The sequence below is a fragment of the Halomonas sp. DP5N14-9 genome, assembly GCF_019802175.1.
Lineage (GTDB): Bacteria > Pseudomonadota > Gammaproteobacteria > Pseudomonadales > Halomonadaceae > Halomonas > Halomonas litopenaei.
In genome coordinates, this window is sequence record NZ_JAHVHR010000030.1 from 74210 (window position 1) to 92696 (window position 18487).

The window sequence follows — 18487 nt, forward strand, 5'->3', positions numbered from 1 at the left end:
AGAGGCATCGACCATGAAGATCACCCGACTCAAGACCTGGCAGGTTCCGCCACGCTGGTGCTTTCTGAAGATCGAGACCGACGAGGGCGTCTACGGCTGGGGCGAGCCGGTCATCGAGGGCCGGGCCGCCACCGTGGAAGCCGCAGTGCACGAGCTGTCGGACTACCTGATCGGCCAGGATCCGCGCAATATCGAGCACCTGTGGAACGTCATGTACCGGGCCGGCTTCTATCGCGGCGGCCCGATTCTGATGTCCGCCATCGCCGGCATCGACCAGGCGCTGTGGGACCTCAAGGGCCGCGAACTCGGCGTCCCGGTGCACCAACTGCTGGGCGGCAAGGTGCGTGATCGCATGCGCATGTACGCCTGGACCGGCGGCGATCGTCCCGCCGACGTGGGTGCCGGCGCCAAGGCACTGACCGATCAGGGATTTACCGCCTTCAAGATGAACGGTACGCCGGAGATGCAGATCGTCGACAGCCATCGCAAGATCGACGAGGCGGTCGCCCGCGTCGCCGAGGCTCGCGACGCCGTCGGTCCCGACGTGGGCATCGCGGTGGACTTCCACGGCCGTGTCCATCGGCCCATGGCCAAGACGCTGATGCGCGAGCTCGAGCCCTATCACCTGATGTTCATCGAGGAGCCGGTGGCACCCGAGCACCTGCCGGTGCTCAAGACCATCGCCCAGGATCTGGCCACCCCGATCGCCACCGGCGAACGCCTGCACACCCGTTTCGCCTTCCGTGACCTGCTCGCCGACAACATGGTCGATATCGTCCAGCCGGACCTGTCTCACTGCGGCGGCATCAGTGAAGGCTTGAAGATCGCCACCCTGGCCTCGGCCTACGACGTGGCCCTGGCGCCCCACTGCCCGCTGGGCCCGCTGACCCTGGCGGCGTCGCTGCAGCTGGATGCGGTATGTCACAATGCCTTTATCCAGGAACAGAGCATGGGCATCCACTACAACAAGGACAACGACGTGCTCGACTATCTGGTCGACAAGAACGCGCTGGCGATCGAGGACGGCTTCTGTGCCATTCCCGAGGGGCCCGGCCTCGGCGTCGAGATCAACGAGGCGTTCGTCGAGGAACGCGCCAAGGTCGGACACCGCTGGCGCAATCCGGTATGGCAACACGATGACGGCTCCGTCGCCGAGTGGTGAGCGACGGCTGATCGCGTTGCCGAACAATGACAACAGTCCTGGTGGATGCGCGCTCCAAGGTGCCATCCGCCAAGTTCGAGGAGACGTCATGTCCCGTTCCGCATCCCCCTGCCTTGGCGAGGCTAGCGCCATCGTCGAGGCACCCTGCGAACTCGGCGAGGGCCCCAGCTGGGACGCCCGGCGTGGCGAGTTTCGCTGGCTCGATATCCTCGGGCGCCGCTTCCATCGCTACCGCCTCGAAGACGGCGATCATCGGTCCCTGGCGCTGGACGAGCTGGTGTCCTTCGCCGCCCCCTTGACCAGCGGTGATGATCTGCTGGTCACCGAACACGGCCTCAAGGAACGCGACCACGCCCACGGCGGCGTGTCACCCTGGCGCGAGGTCGAGGCTGCCAACCCGGTGACGCGCAGCAACGATGCGCGCATCGATCGCCACGGCGGGCTGTGGTTCTCGACCATGGGCAAGGCCGCCGAAGCCGCAGCCGGCAGCCTCTATCGCCTGTACCGCGGCGAGATCTTCTGCCTGAAGCAAGACATCACCATCCCCAATGCCCTGTGCTTTTCACCGGATGGTCGCCTTGGCTACTTCACCGACACCGCCACCGGGGTGGTCATGCGCTGGGCGCTCGACGCCGAGGGCTTCCCGTTGCGCCAGGATGGCGGCGCCTTCCTTCAGGACGGGGTGGCGGCAAGGCCCGAACAATTGGCCGAGCCCGAACCCTGGGCGGACTTCAACGACGACCCGGGAAACCCGGACGGCGCAGTGATCGATGCCGATGGCTACATGTGGCTGGCGCTATGGGGGTCAGGGCGGGTTGCCCGGCTGACGCCGGATGGCGAGGAGGTCGGTCATGTCAGGGTCAACGCCGACCAGCCCTCCTGCCCGGCCTTCGGCGGGCGTGAGCTGACCACCCTGCTGATCACCACCGCCACCGAAGGACAGCGAGAACACAAGGAAGGCCGCCAGGACGGCGCTACCTTCCTGTTCGACCTGAGCGAAGCGCTTCCCGGCGTACGTGGGCTCGATGATCCACCGATCGCACTGCGCTGAATCGCTGCTCACATGCCGCCGCTTTCGGCTTGTCCATCGGCGGCGCCCCCAGGTTTACGACGCACCCCCAGAGGCCTGAAGCATGAGCGAATCCGACTCTCCCAAGGTCGCCATCATCACCGGTGGCTCACGCGGTATCGGGGCCGACATCAGTCGGCGTCTGGCCAACGATGGCTATGCAGTGATCGTCAACTACGCCCATCACCGCGAGGTCGCCGACGGCCTGGTCGAGGAGATCCTGGCCCAGGGCGGCGCGGCGCTGGCCGTTCAGGCAGACATCTCACGCACCGACGAAGTGGCGCAGCTTTTCGACACTGCCATGCAGCGCTTCGGTCGCGTCGATGCGCTGGTGAACAATGCCGGCGTGCTCAAGGCGGTGCCCATCGCCGAGGCGGCGGACGACGACTACGACACGCACTTCGAGACCAACACGCGCGGCACCTTCAACACCCTGAGGGAAGCCGCCTCGCGCCTGGAAGATGGCGGCCGAATCGTCAACCTGTCGAGCAGCGCGCTGGCGCTGAATCTGCCTGGCTACGGGCTCTACAACGCCACCAAGGCTGCGGTGGAGTCGCTGACCCGAGTGTTTGCCGGCGAGTTGCGCGGCAGGCGGATCACCGTCAACGCGGTAGCGCCGGGACCGGTGGATACCGAACTGTTCCGCTCGGGCAAGACCGAGGAACAGATCGAAAGGTTCACCCATATGCCACCACTGGAGCGACTGGGCCAACCGCGTGACATCGCCGCGGTGATCGCCTTCCTGCTAAGCCCCGAGGCCGAGTGGATCAATGGCCAGGTCATCCGCGCCAATGGCGGCTTCGCCTGAAGCAGCGTCGTCAAGGCTCAGCGCAGTTCTTCGTTGGCGGCGTCGCGGATGCCGTCCCCGACGCGACTGCGCAGCCACTCGGTGGCGGCCTCGGCGGTCATTGGTCGTGAAATCAGGAAGCCCTGCAGCATATGGCAGCCTTGCTCCGCCAGGTGGTCCGCCACCGTCTGGTCTTCCACCCCCTCGGCGACCACGCTGAGCCCCAGATGGTGAGCAAGCTCGATCGTGGAGGACACGATGACGTCGTCCTCGGACCCCTTCACCAGCTGCATGACGAAAGACTTGTCGATCTTCAGCTCCTGGACCGGCATGCGCTTGAGCTGGGCCAGCGACGAATAGCCCGTTCCATAGTCATCGATGGCCAGCTCCACCCCCATGGCGCGCAATGACTGCAGCTTGCGCGCCCCCATCTCCGGCGATTCCATCAGCGCGCTCTCGGTGAGCTCGATGCACAGACACTCGCCGCGCAGGCCATGGCGGTCCAGCGCCCGCTCGACCCGCTTGATCAACCCTGGCTGCTGCAGGTCCATGGCCGAGATATTCACCCCGAGGCGCACATTGAGCCCTGCCTCGCTCCACCTGGCCAGCTGCTGGCAGCCGGTGTCGATGACCCACTGGGTCAGCTGGTGGATCAGCCCCGAGCGTTCGGCCAGGGCAATGAATTCATCCGGAGGGATGCGTCCGAGCCTGGGGTGATCCCACCGCAGTAGTGCCTCCATGCCGAGGGCCCGTCCTGTCAGGGCCGACACCTGGGGTTGATAACGCAGCGAGAACTCACCGTTGCTGGCGGCGTGCTGGAGATCGCGCACCAGAGACAGATGGCGCAGATGGCGTTCGTCCTGGCCGTGCAGGTAACACTGATAGGACTGGCGTAGCTGACGTGCTCGATCCAGTGCGATCTCGGCCCGCCGCAGCAGCAGGTTGGCCTCGCCGCCATGCTCCGGATAGCGCGCCTCGCCCATGGCGCAATCGAGTGTCACCGGCGACCCATCCAGACGGATCGCCCGGGTCAGTCGACGATGCGTATCCTCAAGCCACAGCGGGTCGAGGTGAGACACTGACAGCAGCAGCAGGAATTCGTCGCCACTGAGACGGTAAGCCCCTGCCTTGGGTGCCGGCAGATCCGCCAGGCGTCCGGCCAGCGTACTCAGTACCTGATCACCGAAGTCATGGCCGAAGGTGTCGTTGATCCGGCGCATATGGTTGATGGTCAGCCGCAGCAGGGTAAAGGGACGCCCGGTGGCGATGGCAGCCTCGATATCCTCGTTGGCGCATTGGCGATTGCCTAGCCCGGTCAACTGGTCCTGGCGTGAGCGCTTGCGAATGTCGGCTTCCCGGCGCACCAGGTCGTTCTGCATCTTCAGCATGGTCGAGGACAGCAGACCAAATTCTCCCTTGCGGGGAAGTCGATCGAGATCCAGAGGTTCCCCACGCCCCACACTCTTGGCCGCCCCGACCAGCCGCAACAGCGGCAGACTCACGCCTCTAGCGATCAAGCTGGCGGCCACCAGCATCAGCGCCAGGCTGATCGCCAGGATGATGGCCAGCTGGCGCTTTATCGCCTGATAGTCGGCCAGCAGAGTCTCGTAGGAACGTTCCACCACGAGCTGGATACGCCCCTTTGCATCCTCGAACAGCGTCGAGGCTCGGCGCAGACCCTCGCTCCCCACAAGGCCAACGTCCTCACCTTCACCCACCTGCACCTCGAAATGGGTGTCGCTACGAATCAGCGCCGACAGCGCCGTTGCCATGTCCTCGTCCAGGCGAAACCCCATGACCAGCCAGCCCACGGACGTCGTCCCCCGCACCGGATGCAGGACAAGTTGAAAGGCCTCGCCATCATGAATGAACAGGGTGATGGTCCCATCGGTGCGTCTCGCCTGATCCCGGAGGTCAGGGAAAGCATCCGTGGCCCCGGCATCATGATGGCTCGACACCATCACACGGCCCTCATCATCGAGCAGGCTCACCATGTTGGCACCCATGCGCTCCGCGTACTCGCCAAGCACGTCCACTCGCACCGCGCTGTCGAGCGGGTCGATGGCCTCGCGGAAACGCGGATCTTCCACCAGCAGATCCACACTGTGCAGCAATTGCTGGCCCCAGCCATCGAGCAGGGCTTGCGCCACGCCGGAGGCCACGCCCAGTTCCTTCTCGCCCTGCTCCATGGCGGTCGTCTTGAGCGCACTGAGTACCGCCCATGACACGACCAGCTGGATCCCGATGGTCAGGACCAGCATCACCAGCAGTAGCCGAGCACGAAAGGACATCGAAAGGCCTCCACAGATTGTCGATGGCGCCACCACCACACAAACGCTGCACACAGAGTGGCAGATAAAGTCACCCGTAACCCCCTCACGGGCACTGCGGTCTAACCGGCTTAGGCCACTTCAGGCACAGGCTTCACCCTTTGGCTTCTAGAATAGCCATACTGTTACTAAATGTAACTAATATTCACAAAATCTTTGCCGTCCAGCCCTGCGCAGTCGCGGCAGCCCTGACCGACGAGGTGGCGGCCAGTCCGTCATGAGCTCTGATATGCTGTGGTTTCATCACCGACGAGAGACCAACATGACCGGATCGACACCTCGCAGACGACCCTATCAATTGGCAGAGACCATCAAGGGCTGGATCGTCGAACGCGAGCTGTCACCGGGTGATCGCCTGCCCGGTGAGGCGGAGTTGATGGAGATCCTCGGCGCCTCCAAGGGCACCGTTCGTGAAAGCACCCGGGTGCTGGAAGCCCAGGGGCTGGTCGAGACGCGTACCGGACCCGGCGGCGGCGTGTTTATCCGGGAAATGAGCGAATCCCGCGCCATCTCACTGCTTAGCCACTATCTGTACTTCAAGGACATCTCGATCCGCGACATCTACCAGATCCGCCTGGCGCTGGAGCCGGAGCTGGTAGCCTCGCTGGCGGGGCAGGTCGAGGCTTCAGAGATCGCCAGGCTGCGCCAGTCGCTTGCGAGCTACGCCGAGCCCGCCTGTGACCTGGACGCCGAGCGCCAGCAGCACATCGACTCGCTGGACTTTCATGAACAACTGGCGCAGCTTTCCGGCGGCAACCCCTTGCTGTCCTTCATCATCCGCTTCACCGCCCAGGTGCTGTCCGACCTTACCGTCTATCGGCGGCTGTACGAGCCCGGCGACCATCATATCGGTCCCGCCGGCTGCCAGTATCACGCCTGGCTGCTCGACGCCATCGAGGCCGGCGACGGAGAACGCGCCCGCACCCTGATGCGCGAGCATCTGCTGGAAGCCCAGGCGGTGATGCACGACAACGAGGCGCAGGTAAGACGCGGGTTTCTCAACGAAGGTTAACCACTAGGGCTCGTCCGAAAAGTGCCTGCGCTCGGTAATACGGCGTTAAAAATCGGATCAAAATGCTCATTTACACCCCGTAAACTGCGCTTTCTCACCGATTTTTGCCTTGTCTAACCTTCGCTCGTCGACTTTTCGGACAGCGCCTAGTAGTTGCGGAGGTGCGAGTCTCGGCGACGCTTATTGCTCCTTCACGGTCAGGTCCTTGAGAAATTGCATCAGTACACGAGTGGCCGCCTCACCGTCGGCCGCGGTGATGGCTTCGTCCGGATGGTGACTCAGGCCATCGGTACAACGCACGAACAACATGCCGATACCGGTCAGGTCGCACATCGCCAGACCGTCATGACCGGCGCCGCTGAACAGCAGATCAGCCGGCTCATCGCACCGTTGGCAGGCATCCCCCAAGGCCTCGATCAGCCAGTCCGCGCAGGCCACCGCCTCGGCCTCATAGGTCGTCTCCACCGTCAGTGACAACTCGCGCGCCTGTGCCAATTGTCGGCAGGCGGCCAGAATGTCCTCGCGACCACGACGCCGAACCTCGGCGTGGGGAGAGCGCAGCTCGAGGGTGAACACCACCTCGGCAGGAATCACGTTGACCGCGTTGGGGCGTACCTCCAGCTTACCCACCACCCCGACAAAATCCTCGGTGGCGTTAAGGATGCGGTCGACCTCGGCGATCATCTCGGCAGCCCCCACCAGCGCATCGCGACGGCCCGGCATCGGCGTGGTGCCGGCGTGGCCTGCCTTGCCGGCAACCGTCAGCCGGTGACGCTCGATCCCGGTCAAGGAGGTCACCACGCCGAGAGCGTGATCGCGCCGTTCCAGCACCGGCCCCTGTTCGATGTGGACCTCGACGAAGCCCAGCACCGAGTCAGGATCTCGGGCCAATGACGGAATTTGCTCAGGATCACCACCAAAGGCCCGAAGCGCCTCGCCCACGCTGATGCCATCGGCATCCCTGGCCTCCAGACTGGCAGGATCGAAGGTACCGGCCAGGGCACGACTGCCGATCAGCGTCGACTGAAAACGGGTCCCCTCCTCATCACCGAAGGCCACCACTTCGACGCCGTAGTCGAGCTCGATCCCATCCTTCTTCAATCGCTCCAGCGCCAGCAGCGGCAGCGCTACGCCGAGCATGCCGTCATACTTGCCACCTTCGACCACGGTGTCCTGGTGTGACCCCATGATCAGCGTGCGCGCGCCGGCGCGCGCCTTGTCGCATCGCCCAACCAGATTCCCGGAGGCATCCATTTCGGGCTCAAGTCCGGCCCGGCGCATCCAATCGGCGATAAGTTCGAGTACCTGGCGGTGTTGCTCCGAGCAGAACAGCCGGGTCACGCCGGCACCAGGCTCCGAGAAACACGCAGCCTCGTCGAGGCGCTCGAGCAGTTGTGCGCCGAGCGTCATGGTCTCGTGGTCAGCGGTCATGATATCTCCAGATCGGGTGCCTTGAGGCACCGGAATAACGAAGGAATGGCGTCAGCGACGCGGCAGGGACGCCAGAAAGTCGGCAAAGGCTGGCGCGCGCACACGCCTGGCCAGGGCGCGCAACTCGCCCGCGATATCGCCCTCACACCAATCGACACGCAGATCGAGGGGGGCCTGGGTAAACGACTCGATACGCAGGGCGGCGGAGCGCGTGCCTCTGACGTCGCCTCCCTCTACCAAGGCGACCTCCAGGGCGTCGATCAGTCCCTCGAGCAGGTACGCCTCATAGTCGTCGCGGTACTCGGGCGTTGCGCCCTGGCGCACGGCGTCGGCGTTGGTACAACAGGTGTCGACAAAGGCGTGGGCCAGGGCCTCGACCACCTTGGCGCTGGCCAGCAGGTTGCCCGCCGCGGCCACGCCGGGGTAGCAGCAGGAATCGACGGTGGCGAGGTTGTCGGCACCGCTATGCAGCGCTGAGCGCCCCCGGGCATCCATCACCAGGCACTGGCGCAACGAGGCACCCTTGTCGGCGTCGACCTGCCGGGCAAGCGCACCGCGGGCATCCTCCCCCCGTTCCAGCGCCCGGCGGACACCGTCGGGATACCAGGGGTGGGTAACCCGCCCCTGGGTCGCGCAGGCGCCGACGCCACGCCACACATGGTGAACGTAGCCGCCCACCGCCACACCTCCGGTGGCGGTGAGGGCGGCTACCGTGCCGGTAGCCGGATGAACATGCAGCAGCGACAGTGTCATGGCGCGACCTAGTAGCCGACCATATGGCCGATCACCAGACCACCCCAGGACAGCAGGTAGACCAGCGCCATGAAGGGCAGGATAGCCTTCAGCCACTTCTCGTAGGACACCCGGCCCAGCGCCAGCATCGCCAGGGTGCCACCGGAGGTCGGCACGATCAGGTTGGTCAGGCCGTCACCCACTTGGAAGGCGGTGATCATCAGCTGGCGGCTCATGCCGACCAGGTCGGCCACCGGCACCAGGATCGGCATGGTCACCAGCGCCTGGCCAGAGCCGGATGGCACAAACAGATTGATCACCCCCTGGACGACGCTGGCCATGATCGCCGACAGCGCCCCCGGGATATCCTGAATCAGACCGCTCAGGGCGTAGACGATGGTGTCGATGATCTGGGCGTCCTTGAGGATCACCTGGATCGAGGCGGCCAGGCCGATGACCAGGGCGCCCGCCGTCACGCCGGATGCCCCCTCCATCATCTGCTTGACGATCTCGTTGGCCGACAGGCCGTTGACGATGCCGATCACGATGGCGATCAGCAGGAACATGCCGGCGATCTCATTGATGTACCAGCCCTGGGTAAAGACCCCCACCAGCATGGCGGCGAGGCCACCGACGAACACCACCAGCGTGAGCTTGTCGCGCTTGCTCATGTGGTACTCGTCCAGCGACTTGCTCATGGCCTTGGCGTCGTTGGGCTCCTCGAAGTCCATGCGGGTGACGAAGCGACAGATATACCAGGACAACAGGCCCAATGAGGTCAGCACCAGCAAGGCGCGCAGCCAGGCGCCGGAAAAGGTCGGTAGCTCGGCGATGCCCTGGGCCACGCCCACGGTATAGGGATTGATCGGCGACAGTGCAAAGCCCACGCCGATGCCACCCACCGCCATGGTGGTGCCCACCAGGCTGGAGCAGCCCACCGCGCTGGCGATCAGCACCGCGATGGGCACCAGCGCAATATTGTTCTCGAAGCCGACGGCCACACCGAAGAAGCCGTAGATGAAGGTGCCGGCGGTGATGATGACGTTACGCCGTTCGACGCCGACCCGATTGACCGCCACCCCGATGGCGTTCTCGAGGGCGCCGGTGCGTTGAAGGATATGGAACAGCCCGCCGGCGATGAACACGATGAACAGGTACAGCGAGGCCGCGTTCAAGCCCTTGGGAATCGCCACGAAGATGTCAAAAGGCGAGATCGCCGCCACGTCGCTCAGATAATGAAAGGAGTCCGGCACCACGCGGGTGCGTCCATCCTGCATGACCCGCTCGAACTCGCCGGCGGGAATGATGAAGGTCAGCGCATAGGTGGCGAGCAGGATCAGGAAGATCAGCACCATCGGGTCTGGCACCGTGCGATACCACTTCTTGCGCTCTTTCAGCGTCTGGTCGTGGGCACTCATGGAGTTGTCCTTGTTGTGGAAGAACCGTTCTGGATCGTTTGTCGAAGAAGGCCTGGCGATGGAGTGACGCCGCGAGCGTATCGCGGCCACCTCCAGATGAACAAAAGTATTTATCATGATAAATAGAGGGTCAAGTCGGAACCGACGAGGTATCCGGACTGCCAGCGTTGGCAGGTGACGCGCGATTTGCCTGGCGCCCCGCTATGCTCAGCAACAAGGGCGCAGGATAGTGCGCCCGCCGCCTGAACATGGCCCGGGAGGATGCGATGGAAGAACTGGAACAACTACCCTTCGTGTCGCTGCTGCTGGGAGAGGTTCAGGCCTACCTGTCAGACATTGGTTCTGCTGGCCCACGACTGGCCGCCGGCCTGCTGCTGATCCTGGTGACCTGGCTGGTGGCGAGATTCGGCCGCGCCCTGGTGGCGCGGGTGGCCGACAAGGCCAAGCTCCGACGCAATCTGCGCGATGTCCTGACCATGCTGACGGGGCTCTGTCTTTGGCTCGGGGGACTTCTGATCACCATCACCCTGATCTTCCCCACCGTCACTCCCGGCAAGGCCCTTACCACCCTGGGCCTCGGTTCCATCGCCATCGGCTTCGCCTTCAAGGACGTGTTCGAGAACTTCCTCGCCGGCCTCTTGATCCTGTGGCGAGAACCCTTCCAGATCGGCGACCACATCGCCCTGGAGGCCAACGACGTGGAAGGTCAGGTAGAGCAGATCACGGTGCGCGACAGCCGTATCCGCCGCACCGACGGCCAGATGATCGTGGTGCCCAACGCCCTGCTGTTCCAGCAGCCGGTCATCGTCCGCACCAACCGCGATATCCGGCGCACATCCATCATCGTTGGCGTCGCCTACGACGAGGACGTGGACCAGGCTCGCGAGATCATCCAGGGCGCGGTCGCCGAGGTGGACTCGGTGCGCAGCGACGTACGTGCGGTGCAGGTCTTCGCCAAGGCCTTCGGCGCCAGTTCCATCGACTTCGAGGTGGCCTGGTGGACCGGGTCCCGCCCCGTCGACATCCGCGCTTCCCGCGATCAGGTGGTGGCATCCATCAAGCGCGCGCTCGATGAGGCCAATATCGAGATTCCCTTCCCCTACCGCACTCTGGTGTTCAAGGACCAGGCAGAGGCCGAACGCTTCCATCCTTCGGAAGCAGGTCGCCCACCAGACTTATGAACCAGCACTATTTACGCGGTTCGTACTAGAAACTACGTGATCGCCTATCTAGACCAAGGGAGAAAATGGGTAGGATTCAAGTCGGAAGGACGCAGCTTATCGAACCAGTCTCCCTCAACTGCACACCGGCATCACGCTGGATCTACAGGACGAGATACCGATGCATCGCCCTACTGCTCCCGGATTTCACGACCCTGTCGCCCCCGGTCACTCATCGCCCCAGGCCTTCGAGCTCAGGCGAGTGTTGCCGGGCTACTGGTTCGACAGCCTGGCGGGGCGCGAGAGTCGTCTCGACTTCTGTCTCAACGCTACCCTGGCGCTATCGTTCTACTATGCCGCCCTGTGGGCGACCACCATCACCGCCCCCGCCCTCGAGGACGCATTGACGATCAAGGCAGGCCTGCTGGGGATCTGGTGGGTTGTCATCAGCCTTCAGCCTTTGGTGCTCCACGGCACTCGTCGCCTGCACGACCTGGGCCAGGCGGGCTTGTGGAGCCTGATGCTGCTGGTCCCCGGCGCCAACCTGCTGCTGACGGTGGTACTCGCCATGCAGCCCGGGGAGTCCAGCGACACCGAGCACGACGAACAGGGCTCCACCAGCGGTGCGGTATTGGTGTTGAAGCCACTGCTGATCCTGGCCACCTGGGTCGGGTTCTTTTACGTCTTCCGTCAGTAAGTGCCGCAGAGCTCGGCCCTTCATCACCAGTCACCCGATCCGCAACCCATGCTGCTTGAGCTTGCGCACCACGCTTGGCTGGCTGATGCCCAGCTGTTCGGCGATGGCGTAGGTGGTGGGAAGGGTACGGCAGCAGTCGGCAAGGATCTCACGCTCGCGCCGGGCCAGGGCGGCCTTCAGGCCCTCGCCCCGGGCAAGCGGCAGCTCGGGTCGCGCTGCACCTGGTGCGGATAGTGTCGCGGGTGAAGTAGCGCCATCAGCCAGCGCAGCGGAGGCTCCGGTGACAGACGCCGCCGTCTGCTGCGCTTCACGCTGCTGCGAGCCGAGCGGCCCTAACGAGGCCCCCGTGGGCGGCACCAGCAGATCGCCCTGGATGACATCGTCACTGGATAACCAGGCCCTTTCCAGGGTGTTTTCCAACTCACGCACATTGCCCGGCCAATCCCAGCCCATCAGTGCCTGCCACACGTCTCGCGCCAGCATCTTGTCGCGTCCATAACGCCGATTGAGGCGCTTTAGCTGGCGCTCGACCAGGCCGGGAATATCCTCGCGGCGCTCGCGCAGGGGCGGCAGGGTGACCGGAATCACGTTCAGCCGGTAGTACAGATCCAGGCGAAACAGGCCCTGCTCGACCCGTGCCGACAGGTCCTGATTGGTGGCCACCACCAGGCGAAAGTCGACCCGTCGCGGGGCCCTGTCCCCAAGCCGCGTAATACTGCCGTCCTGGATGGTCTTGAGCAGCTTGGTCTGCACCGCCAGGGGCAACTCGCCGATCTCGTCGAGAAACAGGGTGCCGCCCTCGGCCTGCTCGATCAGCCCCTTGCGGCCCCCCGGCGCGGCGCCGGAAAACGCGCCCTTTTCATGGCCGAACATCTCCGATTCGAACAGGCTTTCAGGGATGGCGGCGCAGTTGACGTCGATAAAGGGGCCATCGCGGCGAGAACTCCAACGGTGCAGCTGGCGGGCGAAAGCGGTCTTGCCCACCCCGGACTCGCCCAGCATCAAGACCGTGGCGTCGGTGGGCGCGACCCGCTTGAGCAGCAGCGCCACCTCGCGCATCAGCTGGCTTTTCACCTCCAGGTCATCGAGCTCGGCCTCGAGTGCTTCGCTGTCGCTCTCCAGCGCATGGCCCCGGCGCAAGTGCTCGCTGAAGCGGCGCTGCAACAGCGCGTACTCCTGCTGCAGCAGCTGCAGATCGGTCAAGTCCATGGAGCGGCTGACCACCGCCACCAGCCGCTCACCCTCGAATACCGGATGGGCCTGGGCGATGACCCTGCGTCCGGTGCCGGTGCGCTGGACCAGCTGGGCCGGCCGCCCGCTGCGAATGACTTCCAGGCTGACCGACGGGGTCAGCACGCCATCGGCCTCGAGCCGCTGCACGCTGGTGGCGCAGAGCTCTTCGCAGGACATGCCGTAGACCGCCGCCGCCCCGGGACTGACGTCGCGGATACGACCATCCGGCGCGACGATGAAGAAGTGGTCGTGGGCGGTGTCGATGATGGTCTTGAGAATCTTGGTGTCGTCGTCGCTCATCCAGCGATCCATAAATGCATCATTGATTCAGAAGTGTATCACGATGCGTCGGGATCGCGATTCACTTCTGGATCACGTCTATCACCACAGCAGACCTTCCCTTGGAATCCCTGCACCTCTATTACATCTTTAGTATAAATGCTTAAAAGATGGCACGACGTCTGCATCACCCATAACAACCGTCAGGCCCAGGGCCGCGACCGTCCCCATCCACGATGCCAGGAGTTCCCTGTGAGCGACTTCAATCAACCTCTCGGCGGCAACGAGATGCCGCGCTTCGGTGGCCCTGCCACCATGATGCGTCTGCCCACCCAGACCAGCGCCGAGGGTCTGGACGCCGCCTTTATCGGCATTCCCATGGACATCGGCACCTCCAACCGCCCGGGCACCCGACTGGGGCCGCGCCAGATCCGCGACGAATCGCGCATGCTGCGCCCCTACAACATGGCCACCCGTGCTGCACCCTTCGACAGCCTGCAGGTGGCGGACATCGGCGACGTGCCGATCAACACCTTCAACCTGCCGAAGAACCTGGACATCATCAGCCGCTTCTACGACGACGTCCTGTCCCACGACTGCGTGCCGCTGACCCTGGGCGGTGACCACACCCTGACCTGGCCGATCCTGCGTGCCATCGCCAAGAAGCATGGCCCGGTAGGGTTGATCCATATCGACGCCCACGCCGACGTCAACGAGCACATGTTCGGCGAAGAGGTGGCCCACGGCTGCCCGTTCCGCCGTGCCCAGGAAGAAGGGCTGCTGGACGCCAACCGGGTCGTCCAGATCGGCCTGCGAGGCACCGGCTACGCCGCCGAGGACTTCGACTGGTGTCGCCAGCAGGGCTTCCGCGTGGTCCAGGCCGAACAGTGCTGGCACAAGTCGCTCGAGCCGCTGATGGCCGAGGTGCGCGAGCAGATGGGCGATGGCCCGGTGTACATCTCGTTCGACATCGATGGCCTGGACCCGTCGGTGGCGCCCGGCACCGGCACGGTGGAAATGGGCGGCCTGACCTCGGCCCAGGGCCTGGAGATCGTGCGCGGCGCCCAGGGGCTCAATATCGTCGGCGGCGACCTGGTCGAAGTCTCCCCGCCCTACGACCCCAGCGGCAACACCGCCCTGATGGGCGCCACCCTGCTCTATGAAATGCTGTGCGTGCTCCCCGGAGTCGCGCGCCGCGACTGAATCCTCACAGGGCCAGGGAGTGGCCCTGGCGACAGCCAACGAGGCGCCCGCGTCAGGGCGCCGACCATTACAACAGCAAAGAGTGATCGCCCATGTCCTCCCACCTGCATTCTGCCGACAAGATCACGACCGACGGGGGCAAGCTAAGCACCCATGGTCTGATCAAGTTCCTCGTCCCGTCGTTGATCGGCATCCTGCTGTTCCTGGTGCCCTTCTCGGTCGGTGACACCATCAACATCGGCATGGGTCTGGCCGCCGACTGGCTCAAGGCCACCCTTGGCGACGCCCTGCCCGCCATCGCCACCGTCGTGCTCACCCTGTCCATCGTGCTGACCCTGGTGGTCAAGCTGACCAAACCAGGCTGGGCCCGCCAGGGCGCGATGAAGGAGCTGTTCGACATCGCTCCGCTGTGGGTGGTGATGCGCGCCCTCGGCGCCGCCTTCGCGCTGATGACCTACTTCCAGGTCGGCCCGGAGATGGTCACCGCCTCCTTCACCGGCGGGGTAATGCTAAATGACCTGGCGCCGGTGCTGCTGACCTTCTTCTTCTTCGCCGCCATCCTGCTGCCCTTCCTGGTGGACTTCGGCTTCATGGAGTTCATCGGCTCCATGGTGCGCACCCCCTTTCGCAAGATCTTCGGGCTGCCCGGGCGCAGCGCCATCGACGCCACCGCCTCCTGGATGGGCTCCGGCACCGTCGGCGTACTGATCACCACCCAGCAGTACGAGCAGGGCTTCTACAACGCCCGCGAGGCCTCGGCCATCGCCACCAACTTCTCGATCGTGTCGATCGCCTTCGCCCTGCTGGTGACCAGCTTCATCGGCATCAACCACCTGTTCGTGCCGTTCTACCTGACCGTGGTGGTCGCCGGACTGGTCGCCGCCGTCATCGTGCCGCGCCTGCCGCCGCTGTCACGCAAGGCCAACACCTACTACGAGCCGGTGGGCTGCCAGATCCAGGAAGAAAACACCGGCAACCAGAGCCTGTTGCGCTACAGCCTGGGCATCGCCGTGGCCCGCGCCGAGACCGCCCCGGGCCCGCTCAAGCTCGCCCGCCTGGCACTGTTCAACGTCGCCGACATCTTCTTCGGGCTGCTGCCGCTGGTCATCGCCATCGGTACCGTGGCGCTGGTACTGGCCGAGTTCACTCCGCTGTTCACCTGGCTGTCCATGCCGATGGTGCCGGTGCTCGAGTGGATGGGTCTGCCCGAGGCCGAGGCCGCCGCGCCGGCGACCCTGGTGGGCTTCGCCGACATGTTCCTGCCGGCGGTACTGGCCAGCGATATCGAGAGCGAACTGACCCGCTTCGTCATCGCCTGTCTGTCACTGACCCAGTTGATCTACATGTCAGAGATCGGCGCCCTGCTGCTGAAGTCACGGATCCCGCTCAAGCTGTGGGAACTGGTGGTGATCTTCCTGCTGCGCACCGCCATCACTCTGCCCATCATCGTGGTCATGGCCCACTGGCTGGTGGGTTGATCGGGAGGACCACATGACAGACCCAAACGATGCTCACGCCGTCGGCAAGGCGGCCTTCACCCGCATCGACCAAAGCACGGCAGAAGACTGGGCAGTGATCGCCGCCCACGACGCCGACTACCTGGCCGGCCTCGCCGACAGCGTACTGGACACCCTCGCCCGGCTGGGCGAGGGCCACCAGCCCTACCAGATCACCCGGCTGGAGCACTGCCTGCAGAGCGCGACCCGGGCCGAACGTGCCGGCGCCGACGAAGAGATGATCGTCGCCGCCCTGGTCCACGACATCGGCGACGAACTGGCGCTTTTCGACCACGCCGCCTTCGCTGCCTCGATCCTGCGCCCCTTCGTCAGCGAGAAGACCCACTGGATCGTCCAGCATCACGACGTCTTCCAGGGTCACTACTACTGGGACAAGGTCGGCGGCAACAAGGATGCCCGCGAGCAATTCCGCGGCCATCCCTGGTTCGACGACTGCGAAGCCTTCTGTCGTGACTGGGACTGCCCGTCCTTCGACCCCGCCTACGACACCCTGCCGCTGGCGCACTTCGAGCCCATGGTCAGGCGGATCTTCGCAAGAGCCCCCTACTCGGTGGCCCCGGACCCCGCCCTCGCCCCTGGCTCGTCTCAAGCCCCTGGCTCGTCTCAAGCCTCTGATCCGTCTCAAGCCCCTGACTCGTCTCAAGCCCCTGACTCGTCTCAAGCCCCTGATCCGTCTCAAGGAAGTACCGCATGACCTGCGCTGAACTGCTGATCCGTCTGCTGCGTGACACCTACGACGTGGACACCGTCTTCGGTATCCCCGGCGTCCACACCATCGAGCTCTATCGTGGCCTCGAAGGCGGCAATGGACACGACCACCAGGGCAGTGGCATCCGCCACGTCACCCCGCGCCACGAACAGGGCGCCGGCTTCATGGCCGACGGCTACGCCCGCACCACCGGCAAGCCCGGCGTGTGCTTCATCATCACCGGCCCCGGCATGACCAATATCGCCACCGCCATGGGCCAGGCCCTGGCCGACTCGGTGCCGATGCTGGTGATCTCCAGCGTCAACCGCCGCGACACCCTGGGACGCGGCCAGGGCCGGCTGCACGAACTCCCCGGCCAACGCGAGCTGATGGCCGGCGTCTCGCGCTTCAGCCACACCCTGCTCGACCCGAACGGCCTCGGCGAGGTGCTGGCCCGTGCCTTCGCCGTGTTCGATGGCGCCCGCCCCGGCCCGGTGCATATCGAGATCCCCATCGACCTGTTCGACGCCCCGGTCAGCGAGCCTGTCAGCACGCGCCGCACGGCGCTGGCCAAGGCCGCACCGGCCCCCGCCGCACTCGAGCAGGCGCTCGACTGGCTGGTCGACGCCAAGCGCCCGCTGGTGCTGCTCGGCGGCGGCTGCGTCGATGCCCCGGACGCCGCCCGTCGTCTGGTCGAGAGCCTCGACGCCCCCACCGTCACCACCATCAACGCCAAGGGCCTGCTCGGCCGCGACCATCCGCTGGATCTGGGCGCCAACGCCTCGCTGCCAGCGGTGCGGGAGCTTGCCCATGAAGCCGACGTGGTGCTGGCCATCGGCACCGAGCTTGGCGAGACCGACTATGACGTGGTGTTCGACGACGGCTTTACCCTCGACGGTCGACTGATTCGCATCGACCTGGACCCCGAGCAGCTTGCCCGCAACCAGCATGCCGACCTGGCACTGGTGGCCGACGCTGCCTCCAGCCTCGAAGCGCTGGCCACCGGCTGCGACCAGCGCCTCGGCGGTGAGCAGCTTTCGCGCGATGGCCGCAAGCGTACACATGATGCGCTGAGCGCCCTGGCGCTGGCCGATGATCCGGCCTTCCGCCCCTATGTGCCGCTGTTCGACACCCTGCGCGAGAGCCTGCCGGGGGCGATCCTGGTGGGCGATTCCTGCGCCACCACCTACGCCGCCAACCATCTGGTCAGCCAGGACGCGCCGCGCCGTTTCTTCAACGCGTCCACCGGCTACGGCACTCTCGGCTACGGCCTGCCCGCGGCCATGGGCGCGAGCCTCGGCCAGCCGGACCTGCCGGTGGTGGCGCTGGTGGGCGACGGTGGGGTGATGTTCACCCTGACCGAGCTTGCCTGTGCGGTGGAGGAAAGGCTGCCGGTCATCGTGCTGCTGTGGCACAACCAGGGCTACGAGGAAATCCGCCGCTTCATGGACAACGCCGGCGTCACCCGCCTCGGCGTGGACATCCAGGCACCGGACTTCCAGACCCTGGCGGCCGGCTTCGGCTGTGCGGCGACCCGGGTCGGCAACCCCGCCGGCCTCGCCCGAGCAATCGCCCATCGCCCCGAAGACGGCCCGATGCTGATCGAAATCGACGCCACGGCATGGAACGCCGCGGTGGCCTGATCGAGCAACGACCCCTTTGCCGGCGCCACGGCGCCGGCCCTTTTGCTCCTTTTGTCCGCCCCTTTTATCTGCTCCGTTTTGCGCTCCCAATTTCGCGCCCCTGCGGTACCTACCAACCATAACCAC

Annotated in this window: 15 protein-coding genes; 10 read left to right on the plus strand and 5 right to left on the minus strand. The window is 65.1% G+C overall.

Features of this window, described 5'->3' with window-relative positions; genetic code table 11:
* Nucleotides 1–13: 13 nt before the first annotated feature.
* From dgoD to KUW00_RS16630, 3 genes are all read left to right on the plus strand, one after another.
* Entirely contained in the window at nt 14–1162 is a 1149-nt protein-coding gene (gene dgoD, locus KUW00_RS16620) for a galactonate dehydratase (protein WP_045993632.1), read from the plus strand.
* Between the two features lie 88 nt (nt 1163–1250).
* The gene (locus KUW00_RS16625; RefSeq protein WP_222569648.1) at nt 1251–2213 is read left to right on the plus strand and encodes an SMP-30/gluconolactonase/LRE family protein; all 963 of its coding nucleotides are present in this window, start codon (nt 1251–1253) and stop codon (nt 2211–2213) included.
* Nucleotides 2214–2295: 82 nt separating this feature from the next.
* Nucleotides 2296–3039, plus strand: a complete 744-nt coding sequence (locus KUW00_RS16630) for an SDR family oxidoreductase (protein WP_045993634.1) — start codon at nt 2296–2298, stop codon at nt 3037–3039.
* Nucleotides 3040–3056: 17 nt separating this feature from the next.
* On the opposite strand, the gene KUW00_RS16635 is transcribed toward KUW00_RS16630, so the two are convergent.
* Nucleotides 3057–5309: a putative bifunctional diguanylate cyclase/phosphodiesterase gene (locus KUW00_RS16635; protein ID WP_222517085.1), complete on the minus strand. Its 2253-nt coding sequence runs from the start codon at nt 5307–5309 to the stop codon at nt 3057–3059.
* Nucleotides 5310–5610: 301 nt separating this feature from the next.
* Here KUW00_RS16635 and KUW00_RS16640 point away from each other — a divergent pair, with 301 nt between their 5' ends.
* A complete protein-coding gene (locus KUW00_RS16640) occupies nt 5611–6360 on the plus strand; it encodes a FadR/GntR family transcriptional regulator (protein WP_108133555.1) in 750 nt (249 codons plus the stop codon).
* Between the two features lie 180 nt (nt 6361–6540).
* Here KUW00_RS16640 and KUW00_RS16645 read toward each other — a convergent pair whose 3' ends face one another.
* From KUW00_RS16645 to KUW00_RS16655, 3 genes are read right to left on the minus strand one after another with little or no spacing between them, the layout of a single operon-like run.
* Nucleotides 6541–7791: an allantoate amidohydrolase gene (locus KUW00_RS16645; protein ID WP_222517086.1), complete on the minus strand. Its 1251-nt coding sequence runs from the start codon at nt 7789–7791 to the stop codon at nt 6541–6543.
* A gap of 51 nt (nt 7792–7842) precedes the next feature.
* The gene (locus KUW00_RS16650; protein ID WP_222569649.1) at nt 7843–8544 is read right to left on the minus strand and encodes a DUF1028 domain-containing protein; all 702 of its coding nucleotides are present in this window, start codon (nt 8542–8544) and stop codon (nt 7843–7845) included.
* A gap of 8 nt (nt 8545–8552) precedes the next feature.
* A complete protein-coding gene (locus KUW00_RS16655) occupies nt 8553–9941 on the minus strand; it encodes a YfcC family protein (RefSeq protein ID WP_045993637.1) in 1389 nt (462 codons plus the stop codon).
* Nucleotides 9942–10207: 266 nt separating this feature from the next.
* Between KUW00_RS16655 and KUW00_RS16660 the strand changes: the two genes are divergently transcribed.
* Nucleotides 10208–11122 (plus strand): mechanosensitive ion channel family protein, encoded by a 915-nt coding sequence (locus tag KUW00_RS16660; RefSeq protein WP_108449236.1) that lies wholly within the window; start codon nt 10208–10210, stop codon nt 11120–11122.
* Nucleotides 11123–11282: 160 nt separating this feature from the next.
* Complete coding sequence (locus KUW00_RS16665) at nt 11283–11798, plus strand: DUF805 domain-containing protein (RefSeq protein ID WP_222517088.1); 516 nt, start codon at nt 11283–11285, stop codon at nt 11796–11798.
* A gap of 30 nt (nt 11799–11828) precedes the next feature.
* Here the strand turns inward: KUW00_RS16665 and KUW00_RS16670 are convergent, their stop codons facing one another.
* Nucleotides 11829–13331 carry a sigma-54 interaction domain-containing protein gene (locus tag KUW00_RS16670; protein ID WP_222517089.1) on the minus strand — a complete coding sequence of 501 codons (1503 nt, stop codon included), beginning with the start codon at nt 13329–13331 and terminating at the stop codon, nt 11829–11831.
* Nucleotides 13332–13562: 231 nt separating this feature from the next.
* Between KUW00_RS16670 and speB the strand changes: the two genes are divergently transcribed.
* The 4 genes from speB to KUW00_RS16690 all read left to right on the plus strand — a co-directional run bounded on the left by speB (nt 13563) and on the right by KUW00_RS16690 (nt 18361).
* Nucleotides 13563–14513, plus strand: coding sequence for an agmatinase (gene speB, locus KUW00_RS16675; RefSeq protein ID WP_045993646.1), 951 nt, complete (start codon nt 13563–13565; stop codon nt 14511–14513).
* 92 nt (nt 14514–14605) lie between these two features.
* Complete coding sequence (locus tag KUW00_RS16680) at nt 14606–15991, plus strand: YjiH family protein (protein ID WP_083970496.1); 1386 nt, start codon at nt 14606–14608, stop codon at nt 15989–15991.
* A gap of 13 nt (nt 15992–16004) precedes the next feature.
* On the plus strand, nt 16005–16724 hold the full coding sequence (locus KUW00_RS16685) for an HD domain-containing protein (protein ID WP_222569650.1): 720 nt from the start codon (nt 16005–16007) through the stop codon (nt 16722–16724).
* Complete coding sequence (locus KUW00_RS16690; RefSeq protein WP_222517091.1) at nt 16721–18361, plus strand: 5-guanidino-2-oxopentanoate decarboxylase; 1641 nt, start codon at nt 16721–16723, stop codon at nt 18359–18361. Before KUW00_RS16685 ends, KUW00_RS16690 begins: the two co-directional genes overlap by 4 nt.
* Nucleotides 18362–18487 lie beyond the last annotated feature (126 nt).